This window comes from Aestuariivirga sp., assembly GCF_037139295.1.
Lineage (GTDB): Bacteria > Pseudomonadota > Alphaproteobacteria > Rhizobiales > Aestuariivirgaceae > Aestuariivirga.
Window position 1 is genome coordinate 57,969 of the sequence record NZ_JBAXGR010000003.1, and the last position, 16,709, is coordinate 74,677.

The 16,709-nt window shown below is 65.5% G+C and carries 14 protein-coding genes; 9 read left to right on the forward strand and 5 right to left on the reverse strand.

Translation table 11 applies throughout. From position 1 onward, the window contains the following. Nucleotides 1-4: 4 nt before the first annotated feature. On the forward strand, nt 5-1,102 hold the full coding sequence (locus WCJ41_RS01790) for an alanine racemase (protein WP_336904106.1): 1,098 nt from the start codon (nt 5-7) through the stop codon (nt 1,100-1,102). On the opposite strand, the gene WCJ41_RS01795 is transcribed toward WCJ41_RS01790, so the two are convergent. Then, a complete protein-coding gene (locus WCJ41_RS01795) occupies nt 1,103-1,990 on the reverse strand; it encodes a LysR family transcriptional regulator (protein ID WP_336904107.1) in 888 nt (295 codons plus the stop codon). A 99-nt stretch (nt 1,991-2,089) separates the two neighbouring features. On the opposite strand from WCJ41_RS01795, the gene WCJ41_RS01800 reads away from it, so the two are divergent. Beyond that, nucleotides 2,090-3,586, forward strand: coding sequence for a CoA-acylating methylmalonate-semialdehyde dehydrogenase (locus tag WCJ41_RS01800; protein WP_336904108.1), 1,497 nt, complete (start codon nt 2,090-2,092; stop codon nt 3,584-3,586). A 176-nt stretch (nt 3,587-3,762) separates the two neighbouring features. After that, nucleotides 3,763-4,764, forward strand: coding sequence for a Gfo/Idh/MocA family oxidoreductase (locus WCJ41_RS01805; RefSeq protein WP_336904109.1), 1,002 nt, complete (start codon nt 3,763-3,765; stop codon nt 4,762-4,764). Between the two features lie 12 nt (nt 4,765-4,776). Here WCJ41_RS01805 and WCJ41_RS01810 read toward each other — a convergent pair whose 3' ends face one another. Further along, on the reverse strand, nt 4,777-5,802 hold the full coding sequence (locus WCJ41_RS01810; RefSeq protein WP_336904110.1) for a LacI family DNA-binding transcriptional regulator: 1,026 nt from the start codon (nt 5,800-5,802) through the stop codon (nt 4,777-4,779). A gap of 90 nt (nt 5,803-5,892) precedes the next feature. Between WCJ41_RS01810 and WCJ41_RS01815 the strand changes: the two genes are divergently transcribed. Then, nucleotides 5,893-7,971, forward strand: a complete 2,079-nt coding sequence (locus WCJ41_RS01815; RefSeq protein ID WP_336904111.1) for a hydantoinase/oxoprolinase family protein — start codon at nt 5,893-5,895, stop codon at nt 7,969-7,971. Next, complete coding sequence (locus WCJ41_RS01820) at nt 7,968-9,650, forward strand: hydantoinase B/oxoprolinase family protein (protein ID WP_336904112.1); 1,683 nt, start codon at nt 7,968-7,970, stop codon at nt 9,648-9,650. Before WCJ41_RS01815 ends, WCJ41_RS01820 begins: the two co-directional genes overlap by 4 nt. 57 nt (nt 9,651-9,707) lie before the next feature. Here WCJ41_RS01820 and kynB read toward each other — a convergent pair whose 3' ends face one another. Genes kynB through WCJ41_RS01835 form a run of 3 tightly spaced genes read right to left on the reverse strand, consistent with a single transcriptional unit; the run spans nt 9,708 to nt 12,468 of the window. Beyond that, the gene (kynB, locus tag WCJ41_RS01825) at nt 9,708-10,325 is read right to left on the reverse strand and encodes an arylformamidase (RefSeq protein WP_336904113.1); all 618 of its coding nucleotides are present in this window, start codon (nt 10,323-10,325) and stop codon (nt 9,708-9,710) included. Continuing rightward, the gene (kynU, locus tag WCJ41_RS01830; RefSeq protein WP_336904114.1) at nt 10,322-11,554 is read right to left on the reverse strand and encodes a kynureninase; all 1,233 of its coding nucleotides are present in this window, start codon (nt 11,552-11,554) and stop codon (nt 10,322-10,324) included. The genes kynB and kynU overlap by 4 nt, the downstream gene beginning before the upstream one ends. A 5-nt stretch (nt 11,555-11,559) precedes the next feature. Next, nucleotides 11,560-12,468 (reverse strand): choline/ethanolamine kinase family protein, encoded by a 909-nt coding sequence (locus tag WCJ41_RS01835; RefSeq protein ID WP_336904115.1) that lies wholly within the window; start codon nt 12,466-12,468, stop codon nt 11,560-11,562. Between the two features lie 189 nt (nt 12,469-12,657). Between WCJ41_RS01835 and WCJ41_RS01840 the strand changes: the two genes are divergently transcribed. The 4 genes from WCJ41_RS01840 to WCJ41_RS01855 are packed head-to-tail and all read left to right on the forward strand — an operon-like array spanning nt 12,658 to nt 16,599. Next, nucleotides 12,658-13,518: a xanthine dehydrogenase family protein subunit M gene (locus WCJ41_RS01840; protein ID WP_336904116.1), complete on the forward strand. Its 861-nt coding sequence runs from the start codon at nt 12,658-12,660 to the stop codon at nt 13,516-13,518. A 1-nt stretch (nt 13,519) separates the two neighbouring features. Next, complete coding sequence (locus WCJ41_RS01845; protein ID WP_336904117.1) at nt 13,520-13,990, forward strand: (2Fe-2S)-binding protein; 471 nt, start codon at nt 13,520-13,522, stop codon at nt 13,988-13,990. 5 nt (nt 13,991-13,995) lie between these two features. Then, entirely contained in the window at nt 13,996-16,353 is a 2,358-nt protein-coding gene (locus tag WCJ41_RS01850) for a xanthine dehydrogenase family protein molybdopterin-binding subunit (RefSeq protein WP_336904118.1), read from the forward strand. After that, the gene (locus WCJ41_RS01855; RefSeq protein ID WP_336904119.1) at nt 16,354-16,599 is read left to right on the forward strand and encodes a MoaD/ThiS family protein; all 246 of its coding nucleotides are present in this window, start codon (nt 16,354-16,356) and stop codon (nt 16,597-16,599) included. The last annotated feature ends 110 nt before the right edge of the window (nt 16,600-16,709 follow it).

Consider the following 16,709-nt stretch of genomic DNA (forward strand, 5'->3'; position numbering starts at 1 on the left):
GCCCATGGACATTCTCAGCTACTTCGACTTTGAACCCGCGGGCCAGCGCCTCGAGGACCTCGAAACCCCCGTTCCGGTGATCGACATCGACGTGGTGGAGCGGAACCTGCGCAAATGGCAGGAGCGCTGCGATGCCGCTGGCTTCGCCAACCGCCCGCACATCAAGACCCACAAGCTGGTGCCACTGGCCCGGGCGCAGATCGACCTTGGCGCCAGGGGGATCACCGTCCAGAAGCTGGGCGAGGCCGAGGTGATGGCCGATGCCGGCATCACCGACATGCTGCTCACCTTCAATGTCGTCGGCCAGCACAAGCTCGAACGCCTCGCAGAACTCGCCAAACGCACCGCCATCAAGGTGGTGGCGGACAATGAGTCGGTGCTTGAGGGCTTGTCGCATGCAGCGGCGCTTGCAGGCCGCAGTATCGACGTTCTGGTCGAATGCGACACCGGTGCCGCGCGCAATGGCGTGCAGAGCCCTCAAGGTGCCATCGCCCTGGCGCAGGCCATCGACCGCACGCCGGGCCTCGCGTTCGGCGGGCTGATGACGCTGCCGAAGAACGGCGCACGGCCGCAGATGGCGAGCTTCCTCGACACGGCGCGCGAAGGACTTGCGAAATCGGGCCTCGACATTCCTGCCGTCTCTGTCGGCGGCACCCCTGACATGTGGAAGGACGACGGTCTCTCACTTGCCAGCGAATACCGCGCAGGCACCTACATCTACATGGACCGCATGCAGATCGCCGCGGGCTCCGCCACGCCGGACGACTGCGCGCTGACCGTGCTGTCCACCGTCGTCAGCGTGCCGACGGCTGACCGCGCGATGATCGACGCGGGCTCGAAGTCGCTGACCAGCGACCTCGTCGGCCTCGAAGGCTTCGGCGAAGTGCGGGCACTGTCCGGTTCAAGCGTCTACAACATGTCGGAAGAGCATGGCTTCCTCGACATCTCGAAGGTGAATGACAAGCCGAAGGTCGGTGATTTTGTCCGCATCACGCCGAACCATGTGTGCCCGGTGACGAACCTGTTCGACCGCGTGGTCTTCGTGCGCGGCACGCAAGTTCTGGGCGCGGTCAAGGTGGATGCACGGGGCACGGTGCAGTAGTCACCCCAGCACGAAACGCCCCTTCGCCTCCCCCACCGCGCGCGTGATCGCCGCATAGACCTCGGCCACCCGCCGCGTGTCATGCGTGTCCGGGTGCGACATCAGCCAGTAGGTGCGGGTGAAGCGCAGCTCGGGCAGCAGCCGCCGCAGCTCCGGATATTGCAGCGCTGCATAATCGTGCAGGATGCCGACGCCGTGGCCCGCACGCACCGCCTCCATCTGCGCCACCACGCTGCCGCACTCGTAGTGCCGCCGCATCCGCTTGCCGAGTTCCGCCGCATAATCCAGCGCGCGGGAATAGACGAAATCCTCGACATGGGTGACGAAGAGATGGCCGTCGAGATCGTCGACAGTGCGAATGGGCCCATGCCGGTCGAGGTAGTCCGCCGCAGCATAGACGCTGAGCGAATAGTCGGTGAGCTTGCGCACGATGAGGCGGCCCTGCTTCGGGCGGTCCAGCGTCACCACGATATCCGCCTCGCGGCGCGACAGCGAGAAGGTGCGCGGCAGCGGCACGAGCTGGATGGTGAGTTCGGGGTGAAGCTCCGCCAGCGCGCCCAACGTGCGGGACAGGAAGTAATTGCCCAGCCCGTCGGGGGCGCCGACGCGCACCGTGCCGGTCAATGCCTCGGTTGCCCCCGAGAGGCGGTTGCCGGCCTGCAGGAGTTCCGACTCCACCTTCTCGGCCGAGCGCATGAGCACTTCGCCGGCCTGGGTCAGCACGCAGCCATTGGTCTGCCGCTCGACGAGCGGGGTTCCCAGTTCCTCCTCCAGCGCCGTCAGCTGCCGGCCGACGGTGGCGTGGTTCAGCCCCAAGCCCTTGGCGGCGCCCGAGATTTGCCCGGCGCGGGCGACGGCGAGGAAGATGCGGATGCGGTCCCAGTCCATGGATTTACTTTAATTTATGCACATCGAAAGCGCAATCCTGCTCATTGCTGTGCAGAATTCAAAGGCGCATAGGAGGCCACCAATTCAGGAGGATTCCCCATGGCAAAGACCATTCCTTTCTTCATCGGCGGCCACGAAGTGGCAGGCAAGGGCCGCACCGCACCCGTCTTCAACCCGGCGACGGGCGAGCAGACGGCCTCCGTGTCGCTCGCGTCCACGGCCGAGGTGAACGAGGCCATCGCGGTGGCCAAGAAGGCCTTCCCGGCCTGGGCCGCGACCCCGCCGCTGCGCCGCGCCCGCATCCTCAACAAGTTTCTGGGCATCCTCGACACGCGCACCGACGAACTCGCTGCCGTCATCACCTCCGAGCACGGCAAGGTGTTGTCGGACGCAAAGGGCGAGATCCAGCGCGGTGCCGAAGTCGTCGAATTTGCCACCGCCGCCCCGCAGCTTTTGAAGGGCGAAGTGACCGAGAACGTCGGCACGCGCGTTGACAGCCATTCGCTGCGCCAGCCGCTGGGTGTCGTTGCAGGCATCACGCCGTTCAACTTCCCCGCCATGGTGCCGATGTGGATGTTCCCCGTGGCCCTTGCCGCCGGCAACTGCTTCATCCTGAAGCCCTCGGAGCGTGATCCGTCCGCCGCGCTGCTGCTGGCGAAGTGGCTAAAGGAGGCCGGGCTTCCCGATGGTGTCTTCAACGTCGTCCACGGCGACAAGGAGGCGGTCGACGCCATCCTGCATTCGCCCGACATCCAGGCGGTGAGCTTCGTCGGCTCCACGCCGATTGCCCGCTACATCTATGAAACCGCCGCCCGCACCGGCAAGCGCTGCCAGGCGCTGGGTGGCGCGAAGAACCACATGATCATCATGCCCGACGCCGACATGGACCAGGCGGTCGATGCGCTGATGGGTGCGGCCTATGGCTCCGCCGGCGAGCGCTGCATGGCGATCTCCGTGGCTGTCCCCATCGGCAAGAAGACGGCGGATGCGCTCATCGCCAAGCTCGAGCCCAAGGTGCGCGCCCTCAAGGTTGCGCCCGGCACCGATCCGGACGCCGAGATGGGCCCGCTCGTCACCAAGCAGCACCAGGAAAAGGTGAAGGGCTATATCGACGCCGGTGTGGCCGAAGGTGCGAAGCTCGTCGTCGATGGCCGCGGCATCAAGCTGCAGGGCTATGAGAACGGCTACTTCGTCGGTGGCACGCTGTTCGACAACGTAACGCCCGACATGAAGATCTACAAGGAAGAGATCTTCGGCCCCGTGCTCTCGGTCGTCCGTGCCGACACCTACGAGCAGGCTGCGACCATGATCAACGAGCATGAATATGGCAACGGCACCGCCATCTTCACGCGTGACGGCGACGCGGCGCGCGAATTCGCGCACCAGATCCAGGTGGGCATGGTCGGCATCAACGTGCCGATCCCGGTGCCGATGGCCTTCCACTCCTTCGGCGGCTGGAAGTCATCGCTGTTTGGCGACCATCACATGCATGGTCCGGAAGGCATCCGCTTCTACACCCGCCTCAAGACCATCACCTCGCGCTGGCCCACCGGCATCCGCGCGGGTGCTGACTTCGTCATGCCGACGATGAAGTGACGCGCCGCGGGCGCGTCATCGCCGGGCCTGACCCGGCGATCTCCCAAGTTCCGCACAGACTCCATCATGCCCGGGCTTGTCCCGCGTATGATGGGTTGAGAGGTTGCTGAAAGGCATTGCCTGTGGCCCATCGCCGTTGCCTCGGCTAGTCTGCCCCCAAACAGCGGGAGACGTGCATGAGCATCGGCATCGGCATCATCGGGGCGGGCATCATGGGGGCAGACCATGCCCGCATCTTCGCCAGTTCCGTGGCGGGCGCGCATCTGGTGGCAATTTCGGATGCCGATTCCGCCCGCGCCAAGGCCGTGGCGGAAGAGACGGGTGCCAAGCGCGCGCTTACTGACCCCTTTGCGCTCATCAACGATCCAGAGGTGGGTGCCGTCCTCATCGCGTCCCCCGATGCGACGCACGCCGATTTCGCCATCGCCTGCATCAAGGCCGGAAAGCCGGTGCTGTGCGAGAAGCCGCTCGCACCCACCGCCGCCGAAGGCCTGCGCGTCATCGAGGCAGAGATTGCAGGCGGGAAACGCCTTGTGCAGCTCGGCTACATGCGGCGCTTCGACCCCGGCTATGTGGAGATGAAGGGCCTGCTCGATTCAGGGCGCTATGGCGAGGCGCTGGCCTTCCACTGCGTGCACCGCAATGCATCGGCGCCGCCGCATTTCGATGCTGCTGCCGCCATCGTCAGTTCCGCCGGGCATGAGGTGGACGTGTCGCGCTTCGTGCTCTCCGCCGAGCTCACTTCGGTGAAGGTGTTCCGCGCCAAGCGCTCCAAGCTCGCGACCTTCGATGACCCGATGCTGCTGGTGTTCGAGACCGACAAGGGCCAGCTCGTCGACGTCGAACTCTTCATCAACGCGCAGTATGGCTATGACGTGAAGGGTGAGCTCGTGTGCGAGACCGGTACGATCAGTTTCGGCCCGACGCTCAACACGCAAGTGCGCGCCAATGGCGTATCGGCAACACAGCTTGCCCCCGACTGGCGCCCGCGCTTCGCGGCAGCCTACCGCATCCAGAACCAGGCCTGGATCAACGCCATCATGACGGGCAAGCCGGTAGGGTCCAGCGCGTGGGACGGATATGTTGCGACCACCGTCACCGATGCCGGCGTGAAATCGCTGGCGACGGGAGAGACGGTGGCGATTGCCTGTGAGACGCGGCCGGGGCTCTATTCCTGAGATCGGCACGCCCTACGGCAAATTATCCCGCAGGAAGATATCAATCCTGATCCGCTCCTGGCTTTCGATCAGCGGCATGTTGTCCGCCTTGGCGATCAGCACGCGGATGGCGCTGCGCACCTCGTGGCCGGGGTCCTGGTTGATCACCGCATCGATGGTGCCGCGGATCAGTGCCTTGCGGTTGGCATCGCTCAGATCATGGCCGAGCAGCACCACGTCCTTGGCGCGGCCCGCTGCCTCGAGTGCGGAGACGATGCCGCGCGTGCCGCCGCCGACATTGTAGATGCCGACGAGATCAGCATGCTCGGCAACGAGCTGCGCCGTCATCTCCTCGAGCTTGCGCCAGTCGTCGCGCGACTCGCGCACCGGCAGCACCTGCAGGTTCGGGTATTCATGCGTCAGCACCTGCTCGAATCCGAACTGCCGCTCGATGTGGTCACGCAGCGCCAGCGACCCGGCGATGAGCCCCACCTTGCCGGTAAGGCCGCGCAGAAAGCGGCCCATCAGGCTCGCCGCGGTGCGCCCGGCGGAGGAATTGTCGATGCCGGCATAATGCATGCGCTTGGAGCCCGGCACGTCGGAGACCAACGTGACGACCGTGACACCGCGGGCAGCCAGCGCGTTGATCGCCTCGCGCACCGCCGGGTGGTCGAGCGCCGCCACGGCAACGCCGTCATGCACGTCGCCGATCGAATCGAGGGTGGAGGCCAGAAGCTCGCCGTCGAACACGTCAACGCGCTTCACGGTGATCGACACGCGCTCGCCCGCCATGCGGTCCGCCATGGTGCGGACCTCCTCGTTGATGCGCTCCCAGAAGTCGCCCGCGCGGTCCGGCAGCACGAAGCAGAAGCGGTATTCGCGTGACCGCGCAAGCCGCGCCGCGATGCGGTCCGGCTGGTAATTGAGGTCGCGGATGGCGGTTTCGACCTTGTTGACGGTGACCCCGCGCACCCCGGGGCGGCGGTTCAGCACCCGGTCAACGGTCGCAACGCTCACACCCGCCACGCGGGCCACATCCTGGATTGTCACCTTGGCCATGAGGGGATTGATAGAGGGATGCCGAGGTTTCTGCAACACGCCCCTCAGAATCTGGATGCGAATGCCTCTTGAACGGGCTAACCAAGCGCCATGGCAAAGACCGCGAAACTCGCAGCCGATATTGGCGGCACCTTCACCGACATCGTGCTGGAGGATGGCGCCAAACGCTGGTCCGGCAAGGTGCTGACCACCACCCACGCCCCCGAACTGGGCGTGATCGAAGGCCTCAGGCTGGTTCTGGTGGCCTCGGGCCTCAAGCCGCAGGACATCGGCGTCTTCATCCACGGTACCACGCTCGCCACCAATGCGCTGATCGAGCGCAAGGGTGCCCGCACCGCCTTCATCACAACGGAAGGCTTCCGCGACATCATCGAGCAGGGCTACGAGAAGCGCTTCGACCATTATGACCTGATGATCGACCGCCCGGCCCCGCTGGCGCCCCGCACGCTGCGCTTCGAAATTGCCGAGCGCCTCGCTGCCGATGGCCGCGTGCTGCTGCCGCTGGACGAGGGCGCGGTGAAGGGCCTCGCGCAGCGCATCATCGCGGAAGACGTGAAGTCAGTCGCCATCGGCTTCCTCCACGCCTATGCGCATGACCATCACGAGAAGCGCGTCGCCACGCTGCTGGCGAGACTGCTGCCCAAGGACGTGACCATCTGCATCTCCTCCGAGGTCGCTCCGGAAATCCGCGAATACGAGCGCTTCTCCACCACGGTGGCCAATGCCTATGTGCGACCGCTGATGGCGAGCTATCTCTATCGCCTGCGCGACCAGTTGAAGGACATGAAACTCTCCGCACCGCTGTTCCTGATGATGTCCGGCGGCGGCCTCACCACGCTGGAAACGGCGGCGCGCTTTCCGATCCGCCTTGTCGAGTCAGGCCCCGCCGGCGGCGCCATCCTCGCGGCGCAGATCGCGGCGGAATGCGCGCTCCCCCACGTCCTCTCCTTCGACATGGGCGGCACCACGGCGAAGATCTGCCTCTTGACCAATGGCGAGCCGGAGCGGGCGCGCAAGTTCGAGATCGCGCGCGCCTATCGCGACATGAAGGGCTCCGGCATTCCGGTGCGCATTCCGGTCATCGAGATGGTGGAGATCGGCGCGGGCGGCGGCTCCATCGCGCGCGTCGACAAGTTGTCGCGCATCACCGTGGGGCCGGACAGTGCGGGCTCCACACCCGGCCCCGTCTGCTATGGCCGCGGCGGCACGGAACCCGCCGTGACGGATGCCAATCTTGCACTCGGCAAGATCGACCCCGCCTATTTTGCGGGCGGCAAGATTCCGCTCGATGAGGCGGCGGCCAAGCAGGCGCTGCAGAAGCACATCGGCAACAGGCTGGGCCTCAAGGACTTCTGGCCCGCCGCGGGCGTCACCGAGATCGTGGAAGAGAACATGGCCAACGCGGCACGCGTTCACGCCATCGAGCGCGGGCATGACATCGCCTCCTGCACCATGATCGCCTTTGGCGGCGGTGCGCCATTGCATGCCTGTCGTCTCGCCGAGAAGGTTGGCGTCAGCACCATCATCGTACCGAAGGGCGCGGGTGTGGGCTCTGCCATCGGCTTCCTGCGGGCACCCGTCGCCTATGAGATCACCAAGAGTGCGGTCGTCTCGCTCGAGGATTTCAACGCCGAACGCGTGAACAAGCTGCTCACCACCATGACCGCAGACGCCCGCGCCGTCGTCGCGCCGGCACTCGGCAAGACCAAGCCGACGCTCCACGTCATCGCCGACTGCCGCTATGTGGGGCAAGGCCACGAAATCCGCGTGAGCGTGCCGGTGAAGAAGCTCACCGGGGCCGACGGCGCGAAGCTGAAGGCCGAGTTCGAGCGGCTGTACGAGCAGGTCTATGGCCTGCGCATCCCCAACCAGGAGGCGGAAGCCATCACCTGGTCGGTCACCGTGTCGTCGAAGGCCGCAAAGCCGAAACGCGCCGCGAAGGCCGCAAAGAAGGCAGCCCCCAAGCCACGCGCCAAGCGCACCATCTATGATCCGGCGCTGGGCAAGCAGGTGCAGGCGCCCGTTTACTGGCGCTTCGACATGAAGCCGGGCTCCGCCATCAAGGGCCCCGCCATCATCGCCGAAGACGAGACGTCGACCATCGTCGGCGCCAATTTCAACGCCACCATCAACTCGCTTGGTTACATCGTTCTGGAGCGCAGCCGATGAGCAAGGACACAAGCAAAGACGCCTTGGCTGCCATTCGCACGCAGGTCATGTGGAACCGCCTGATCGCGGTGGTGGAGGAGCAGGCACAGTCCCTCCTGCGCACCGCCTTCGGCACCATCACCCGCGAGGCGGGCGATCTGTCCGCCGGTGTGTATGACCCTCAGGGCAACATGATCGCCCAGGCGATGACGGGCACGCCCGGCCACGTCAACACCATGGCCACGGCGGTTGCACATTTCTTCAAGCACTTCCCGCAGTCCACGATGAAGCCGGGCGACGTGTTCATCACCAATGACCCGTGGCTCGGCACCGGGCACCTGTTCGACTACGTGATGATGACGCCGGTGTTTTTGGGCAAAAAGCTCGTCGCTTTCTTCGCCTCCACCTGCCACGTCATCGACGTGGGTGGTGTGGGCATGTCGGCCAAGGCAAACTCTTCATTTGAAGAGGGAACCTTGATCCCGCATTCGCGCATCCGCAAGGAAGGCAAGCTCAACGAAGAACTGCTCGCCATCATCCTCGCCAATTCGCGCTCGCCCGTCGAAGTGCGCGGCGACATCCTCTCCCTCATCAGTGCCAATGACACGGGGGGGCGCCGCCTCGTCGACATGATGAAGGAATTCAGCCTCACCTCGCTCGACGCGCTGGCGAAGCACATCCTCACCCAGTCCGAAAAGGGTGCGCGCGCGGCGATCAAGGCCCTGCCGGAAGGCGAATGGTCCTACGAGATGCCACTCGACGGCTACGAGCGTGAACTCAGCCTCAAGTCCAAGCTCATTGTGAAGAACGGCAAGATCACGGTCGATTTCTCCGGAACCTCGCCCGCCTCGCTGTTCGGCATCAATTCTCCCCGCACCTACACCCATGCCTATGCAGTGTTCGGCTTGAAGGCCGTCATCGCGCCGCATGTGCCCAACAATATCGGCTCGCTTTCCTGCTTCGATCTCATCACCGAGCCCGGCAGCGTCGTCGACCCCATCCGCCCCTCGCCCGTCACCGCGCGCCACGTGATCGGCCAGATGCTGGCCGACAGCGTCTTCGGCTGCCTCGCGCAGGCGCTGCCCGGCACGGTGCAGGCCGAGAGTGCGGGCCCCATCTGGATTCTCTCGCTCTATTCCGCGCATGGCCGCGTGCCACCGGAGCTCACGGCCAAGGCCAAGCGCTTCGCCGTGATCAACATGGGCCTCGGCGGCATCGGCGGCAGGCCTGGCAAGGATGGCCTCAACACCACCGCCTTCCCGTCAGGCGTCGGCACCATTCCCATCGAGGTGACGGAGACGCAGTGCCCGCTCTACTTCAAGCGCAAGCACTATCTCGCTGACTCGGGCGGGGCAGGCCAATGGCGCGGCGGCGTCTCGCAGACGATCGAGATCGCCAACACCGAGGACGCGCCCTTCGCCATCTCGGCGGCCACCTTCGACCGCATCATCCACCCCGCGAAAGGCCGCGAAGGGGGTTCTCCCGGCTGCGTGGGATCGGCCGGGCGTGGTTCTGGTTCGAAGCTGCCCGACAAGGGCATGCACATCATCGACGCAGGAGACTCGCTGGTCCTCGAACTCCCCGGCGGCGGTGGCTTCGGCAAGCCCCACACGCGCGACCGCGCGGCATTGGAGGCGGACATCACCGCCGGGCTGGTGACGGTGGAGGCGGCGCGCAAGGATTATGGCTGGGAGGGGTGAGGACCATGAAGTCCCCCTCCCCCTTGTGGGTGTACGGAGGGGAATGATGTTGCGTTGTCACCGCCTCAGCACCGCCCGCACCGGGCTCGCATCCAGGTTCTCGAACTTCAGCGGCAGCGCGATCAATTCGTAGTCGCCCGGCTCCACATGCGAGAGTGCGAGGTTTTCCAGGATGCGCATGTCGGCCTTCCGGCAGGCATGATGCGCCGCCAGCGTCTTGGAGGTTTCCGGATCGACAGACGGCGTGTCGATGCCGAAAAGCACGACACCCTTGGACGCCAGCAGTTCCACCGTTTCCGCGGCAATCGCGCGGAAGCCCGTGGGCCACACCTTCGGGTCAAGCACGTCCATCAGCCGCAGCAGGATGCGCGGCGGTGCACCCTCCAGTGCAGCGGCAATGTCAGCCGGTTCGCACAGCGGCCCAGCACCCCGCGCATCAATGACGCGGCAAGGGCCGATATAGGGCTCCAGCGGCAGCGCGGCGGCGGTGGCGCCATTCGCATCGTAATGCAGCGGTGCATCGGCGTGGGTGCCGCAGTGGACCGAGAAGCTCACGCGCGAGACGTTCACCGGGCAGTCAGGCCCAAGCTTGAACGTCCAGCCCTCCTCATACTCAGCATCGCCAGGGAAGCCCGCCATGCCGGGCGACAGGCCCTGCGTGATGTCGATGATCACGTGACCGCCTTCTTCGCCAGGAACTGCGGCTGGTTCCATTCTTGTCTGTCGAGGATGCGGGCGAGGATGTCGACCGCGTCCCACACCTCCGCGAAGCTCGTGTAGAGCGGTGTGAAGCCGAAGCGCATCATGTCAGGCGCGCGGAAGTCGCCCACCACATTGGCGGCGATCAGCGCCTGCATCACGGCATAGCCCTGGGGATGGTGGATCGACACATGCGATCCGCGTTCATTCATGTCGCGCGGGCCCGCCACCTTCACGCCATGCGACGAGAGGCGGCTCTCCACGAGGTCGATGTAGGTCTTGCACAGGGCGAGTGACTTGGTGCGCAGCACGTTCATGTCCACGTCGTCCCACACGTCCAAAGCCGCATCAAGGGCGGCGAGCGACAGAATGGGCTGCGTGCCGCACTGGTTGCGGATGATGCCGGGTGCGGGCTTGTATTCGAGGTCGAAGGCGAAGGGTGCCGCATGCCCCCACCAGCCCGACAGCGGCGGCTGCACCTTGTCCTGCAGCTCCGGCTTCACATAGAGGAAGGCGGGGGCACCCGGGCCGCCGTTCAGGTACTTGTAGGTGCAGCCCAGTGCGAAATCGGCATTGCACGCCTGCAATTGCACCGGCGTCGCGCCAGCCGAATGCGCGAGGTCCCAGATGGTGAGGGCACCCTTGGCATGGGCCTTCGCCGTCACCGCTTTCATGTCGTGCAGCCGCGCGGTGCGATAGTCAATCTCGGTGATCATGGTGAAGGCGACACTCTCGTCGATGGCGTCCATCACCTGCTCAGGCGCAACCACCTTCAGCACATAGCCGTCATCCATCAGGTCCCGAAACCCTTGCGCCACATAGAGGTCGGAGGGGAAGTTGCCGTTGTCCGACAGGATCACCCGGCGCGACGGGTTGAGCTTGGCGGCGGCGCCGAGCAGCTTGAACAGGTTGACCGAGATGGTGTCGCCCGCAATCACGCTGCCCGGGGCCGCGCCGATGAGCCGCGCCAGGCGGTCGCCGATCTTCTGCGGCAGGTGGAACCAGCCATGCTCGTTCCATGACTTGATGAGCGTCTCGCCCCATTGCTTCGTCGCTACCTCGGCCACGCGGGCGGGCACGTTCACCGGCAGCACGCCCAGCGAATTGCCGTCGAGATAGATCATGCCCTCGGGGATCGAGAAGGCGGCGCGCTTGTGCCTGAGCGGGTCTTGCGCGTCGAGGGCTTCGCAGTCGCTGCGGTTCATCTGGGTCAGGCTCCGTATCGCGTGAGATAGTCTGCATGGACCCTATCGAAGCGGCCCAGATATTCCTTCGCATAGGCGACATAGTCCACACCGGGCGCGGCGAGGAAGAGTTCCGAGATCATGCCCCACACCGCCTCGCGCAGCGCACTCGCCGCCTTCATGGCATGAAAGGCGCGCCACAGCGCTTCCTGGGGTTCGCGCTCGAAATAGCGCTCGAGGATTAGCTTCTCGCCCGCCGCATCGAAGGAGTTGTTGGCGGCAATGGAGGAGAGGTCGAACATCGCCGTTCCGAAGGCACCGTACTCCCAGTCTATGAGCCAAAGCCTGTTGCCATCATCCATGAAGTTGGTGGGCAATATGTCATGGTGGCCGAAGACGATGGGCAGCGGCAGCTGGGCTGCTTCCAGCTGGTCCACGATCTTCATCAGGCGCGGCACGTCGGGCGCATGGCGGTGGCCGTGGCGGATGAGCGTCGCACCATAGTCGCGCAGGATCTGGAACACCCAGAAGATCGCCCCCTGCCCCGCGATGCGCCTGCCCATCTCCGCATGGCAGCGCTTCAGGATGTCGACACAAGGTTCCGCATTGGCGCGCACGTCGGCCTCGGCATAGGTGCGGGCCTCGATATAGCGCAGCACCATCAGCCCGTCCGCGGCATGGACGAGTTCCGGCGACAGCCCGGCCTCGAAGGCGGCGCGCGAGGCAACCGCTTCACGTTCGCGTGAAACCTGGTGGAAGGGATAGTCGCCGCCCAGCCGGGCGACAAAGCTTCCAGTCGAATCAGTGACCTTGAAACTGGCATTGCTCACGCCGCCCTTCAGCGGGGTCACCGTCAGGGTGCCTTTCCACAGGGGAAGCGCCCTGACCCGCGCCTCTGCAACGCCCCCGTCGCCCATGTTTTCCGCCGCCTGCATCGCCTGTTCTCGACATTTCCCCGTGCTGGCGCGACATTCCCCCGCCGCGCGCCTCCAAGTCAACGCCGCGCCGCACCATGGCCGGGTCTCCCGTGCGCCGCATTCATGGCGCTGACACGCCACGGTGGTTGACCTTTGGGGTCCGGTTGGCCCAAAATGCCCAGCGAAATTCCAAACAGGTGACGTGACATGCAATATGAAGCACCAGAAACGACCAAGGCGGCAGTTGGCCTGCTCGCCAAGGCCAAGGGGAGCGCCTATGTGCTCGCGGGCGGTTCCGACCTGCTCGTGCGCATGAAGGGCGGGTTCGTGGAACCCGACCTCGTGGTCGACATCAAGCGCATCAAGGCGATGCGCGAAATCAAGAAGACAGCGAGCGGATTCACCATCGGCGCCGCCGTCTCCTGCGCCGAGATGAACGAGAACAAGGCCCTCATCAAGGCCTGGCCGGGCGTCGTCGAGGCCGCAGGCCTCATCGGCTCCAAGCAGGTGCAGAGCCGCTGCACGGTTGCCGGCAACCTGTGCAACTCGTCCCCCGCCGCCGACAGCGTTCCGGCCCTCGTCGCCGCTGGCGCCAAGGCCGTGATCCAGGGCCCCAAGGGCAAGCGCAAGGTTGCCGTCGAAGACGTTCCGGTCGGCCCCGGCAAGAATTCGCTCAAGAAGGGCGAACTGATCGAAGCCATCGAGCTTCCGGCCCGCAAGGGCAAGTCGGGCGATGCCTATCTGCGCTTCATCCCGCGCACCGAGATGGACATCGCGGTCGTGTCTGCCGGCGTCAGCCTGACGCTCGGCGAGAAGGGCGTGATCAAGGATGCCCGCGTATCACTGGGCGCGGTTGCGCCCACCGTGCTGCTGGTGAAGGCTGCCGCCAAGGCGATCATCGGCACCAAGCTCGACGCCGCCGCCCTCGAGAAGCTGGGCGAGGCTGCTTCCGCCGCCTGCAAGCCCATCGATGACAAGCGCGGCACCATCGAGTTCCGCACCAAGGTTGCCGCCGTGCTGGCCAAGCGCGCCGCACAGATTGCGTACACGCGCGCAGGAGGTAAGTGATATGGGCGTTCTCGTCACCACCACCATCAACGGCGACACCGTCGAATTCGCCTGCGACCCGCATGAATCTTTGCTCGACGTGCTCAGGAACCGCCTCGGCCTTTCGGGCGCCAAGGAAGGCTGCGGCACGGGTGACTGCGGCTCGTGCTCGGTGCAGGTCGACGGCCGCGTCGTCTGCTCCTGCCTCATGCTCGGCGTCGAGGCCGAAGGCCGCGAGATCGAGACGGTCGAGGGCCTGTCCACCGGCACCGAGCTCCACCCGCTGCAGACCAAGTTCCTCGAGCATGCCGCACTTCAGTGTGGCGTGTGCACCCCGGGCTTCCTGATGGCCGCCAAGGCGCTGCTGGAAAAGAACCCCGATCCCACCGAGGAAGAAATCCGCTTCGGTCTGGCTGGCAATCTTTGCCGCTGCACCGGCTATGACAAGATCGTGCGCGCCGTCCAGGACGCCGCCAAGGTAATGAGGGGATAACGACAATGGCAGCTTCGGAAAACGCGACAGCCGTCCCGTCTGCGGACGGCAACATGGCCCATCCCTTCGAGGATGCGCCGAACCATGTGACGCCCACCGTCGTCCATGACCCGATCCTGACGAAGACCGACTTCAAGAGCGTCGGCACGCGCCCGCTCCGTCCGGACGGTCTCGACAAGGTCACGGGCCGCGCGCGTTATGGCGCGGACTTCAACCTGCCGGGCCAGCTCGTCGGCCTCGTGCTGCGTTCGCCCCATGCCCATGCAAAGATCAAGAAGATCGACACGTCCAAGGCTGAAAAGCTGGCAGGCGTGAAGGCCGTCATCACGGCGGCTGATCTTCCCGATCACACTGCTGGCGACCAGTCGATGTATGACATCCTGGAAAACTGCATGGCACGTGGCATCGCCAAGTATGACGGCCATGCCGTGGCCGCCGTTGCCGCCGTCGATGCGCCCACGGCGCGCGCCGCGCTGAAGCTGATCAAGGTGGACTACGAGATCCTCCCCCACGTCACCGACGTGGACGAGGCGGTGAAGCCCAACGCCCCGCTGGTGAACCCCAAGATGTTCACCGAAGGCGTGGAGCCGAAGCCCAAGAAGGCCTCCAACATCGCCAAGCGCACCGAGTTCGGCCACGGCGACGTGGACGCGGGCTTCAAGGACGCCGACGTCATCGTCGAGCGCTCCTTCCGCACCGAGCAGACGCACCAGGGCTACATCGAGCCGCATGCCTGCGTGGCCTCCGTGTCGCCCGATGGCACGGGCGAACTCTGGGTCTGCACCCAGGGTCACTTCGTCTATCGCAACCACTGCGCCATGCTGCTCGGCATGGAAGTGTCCAAGCTGCGCGTCACCTCGTCGGAAATCGGCGGCGGCTTCGGCGGCAAGACGCACGTCTGGGCCGAGCCTGTTGCCCTCGCCCTGTCGCGCAAGGCCAACCGTCCGGTGAAGCTCACCATGTCGCGTGACGAAGTGTTCCGCGCCTCCGGCCCGACCTCGGCCACGTCGATCGACGTCCGCATCGGCGCCAAGAAGGACGGCACCATCGTTGCGGCAGATGCCACGCTCCGCTTCTCCGGTGGCCCCTACTACGGCATGTGGGCCGAACTCGGCGCCATGACGGCCTTCGCCTGCTACGACCTCAAGAACGTCCGCACGGTCGGTTATGAAGTGCTGGTGAACCGCCCGAAGACGGCGGCCTACCGCGCACCGTCCGCCCCCATGGCGGCCTTCGCGGTGGAGAGCGTCGTCGACGAACTCGCCCACAAGATCGGCATGAACGAAGTGGACTTCCGCATCAAGAACGCAGCGAAGCAGGGCACCCGCGCCTCCTACGGCCCGGTCTATGGGCCCATCGGCATCGGCGCCACGCTGGAAGCCGCCAAGAAGCACCCGCACATGTCCGCACCCCTGGGCAAGAACCAGGGTCGCGGCATGGCTTGCGGCTTCTGGTTCAACTTCGGCGGCCAGACCTGCACCGACATCAACGTGGGGCCCGATGGCTCGGTGACGCTGACGGTCGGCACGGTGGATGTCGGCGGCTCGCGCGCCTCGATCGCGCTGTGCGTGGCCGAAGAGCTGGGGGTGCCTTACGAGCAGGTGAAGTGCATCGTCGCCGACACCGGCACGCTCGGCCACAATGACATGACCGACGGCAGCCGCGGCACCTTCTCCTCCTCGATGGCCGGCATCTTCGCCGCCCGCAACGCCATCACGGTGCTGCGTGAGCGTGCTGCCAAGATGTGGGAAATCTCGGTGGACGACGTGACGTGGGAAGACGGCCACGCCAAGGCCGTGGGCGAGAAGTACGGCAACCTCACGCCGCTCTCCCTCAAGGAGATCGCGGCGGCGGCCGGCAACACCGGCGGTCCGGTGGCGGGCCACTCCGAGATCGTCGCTGATGGCGCTGGCGTTTCCTTTGCCACGCACATCGCCGACGTCGAGGTCGATCCGGAAACCGGCCGTTCCAAGATCGTGCGCTACACGGTCATCCAGGACGCCGGCAAGGCAGTGCACCCAACCTATGTCGAAGGCCAGTACCAGGGCGGTGCCGCACAGGGCATCGGCTGGGCGCTGAACGAAGAGTACATCTACGGCAAGAACGGTCGCCTGCAGAATCCGGGCTTCCTCGACTACCGTATCCCGGTGTGCTCCGACCTCCCGATGATCGACACGCAGATCCTCGAGATCCCCAACCCCAACCACCCCTATGGCGTGCGCGGCGTTGGCGAAACCTCGATCGTTCCGCCGCTCGCCGCCATCGCCAACGCCATGTCGAACGCCTTCGGCGTCCGCATGACGCATGTTCCCATGTCGCCCCCGCGCGTCCTCAAGGCGCTCGAGGCGGCCAGGAAAGGCTGATTGGCCGAGATACACCTTTGGGGGGCGCTCCGTCCGGCAGCGGGCGGAGCGTCCGTCGTTTCAGTCGATGCAAATACCATCCGCGAGCTGTTCCGCAAGCTCAAGGAAACCTATCCCGGCATGGCCCCCCACCTCGCCCGCGGGGTGGCCGTCTCCATCGACGGCCGCATCTTCCGCGACAGCTGGGGAACAGAACTGCCGGAGGGCGCTGAGATCTACCTGCTGCCGAGAATCCAGGGCGGCTAGTTCACGCCATTGCCCTCATCGGGAAACATCATGGCCGGGCTCGTCCCGGCCATCCTCTTTTTTATGCTCTCCTATTGCCGTCACCCCGGCGAAAGCCAGGGCCCCGCTTC

What these genes read in the sequence shown, in the direction of transcription:
- WCJ41_RS01850 (WP_336904118.1), top strand. Translation starts at nt 13,996, where the DNA reads ATGGCAGCTTCGGAAAACGCGACAGCCGTCCCGTCTGCGGACGGCAAC.
- WCJ41_RS01795 (WP_336904107.1), bottom strand. Translation starts at nt 1,990, where the DNA reads ATGGACTGGGACCGCATCCGCATCTTCCTCGCCGTCGCCCGCGCCGGG.
- WCJ41_RS01815 (WP_336904111.1), top strand. Translation starts at nt 5,893, where the DNA reads ATGGCAAAGACCGCGAAACTCGCAGCCGATATTGGCGGCACCTTCACC.
- WCJ41_RS01800 (WP_336904108.1), top strand. Translation starts at nt 2,090, where the DNA reads ATGGCAAAGACCATTCCTTTCTTCATCGGCGGCCACGAAGTGGCAGGC.
- WCJ41_RS01840 (WP_336904116.1), top strand. Translation starts at nt 12,658, where the DNA reads ATGCAATATGAAGCACCAGAAACGACCAAGGCGGCAGTTGGCCTGCTC.
- WCJ41_RS01835 (WP_336904115.1), bottom strand. Translation starts at nt 12,468, where the DNA reads ATGCAGGCGGCGGAAAACATGGGCGACGGGGGCGTTGCAGAGGCGCGG.
- WCJ41_RS01845 (WP_336904117.1), top strand. Translation starts at nt 13,520, where the DNA reads ATGGGCGTTCTCGTCACCACCACCATCAACGGCGACACCGTCGAATTC.
- WCJ41_RS01790 (WP_336904106.1), top strand. Translation starts at nt 5, where the DNA reads ATGGACATTCTCAGCTACTTCGACTTTGAACCCGCGGGCCAGCGCCTC.
- WCJ41_RS01820 (WP_336904112.1), top strand. Translation starts at nt 7,968, where the DNA reads ATGAGCAAGGACACAAGCAAAGACGCCTTGGCTGCCATTCGCACGCAG.
- WCJ41_RS01810 (WP_336904110.1), bottom strand. Translation starts at nt 5,802, where the DNA reads ATGGCCAAGGTGACAATCCAGGATGTGGCCCGCGTGGCGGGTGTGAGC.
- WCJ41_RS01805 (WP_336904109.1), top strand. Translation starts at nt 3,763, where the DNA reads ATGAGCATCGGCATCGGCATCATCGGGGCGGGCATCATGGGGGCAGAC.
- kynU (WP_336904114.1), bottom strand. Translation starts at nt 11,554, where the DNA reads ATGAACCGCAGCGACTGCGAAGCCCTCGACGCGCAAGACCCGCTCAGG.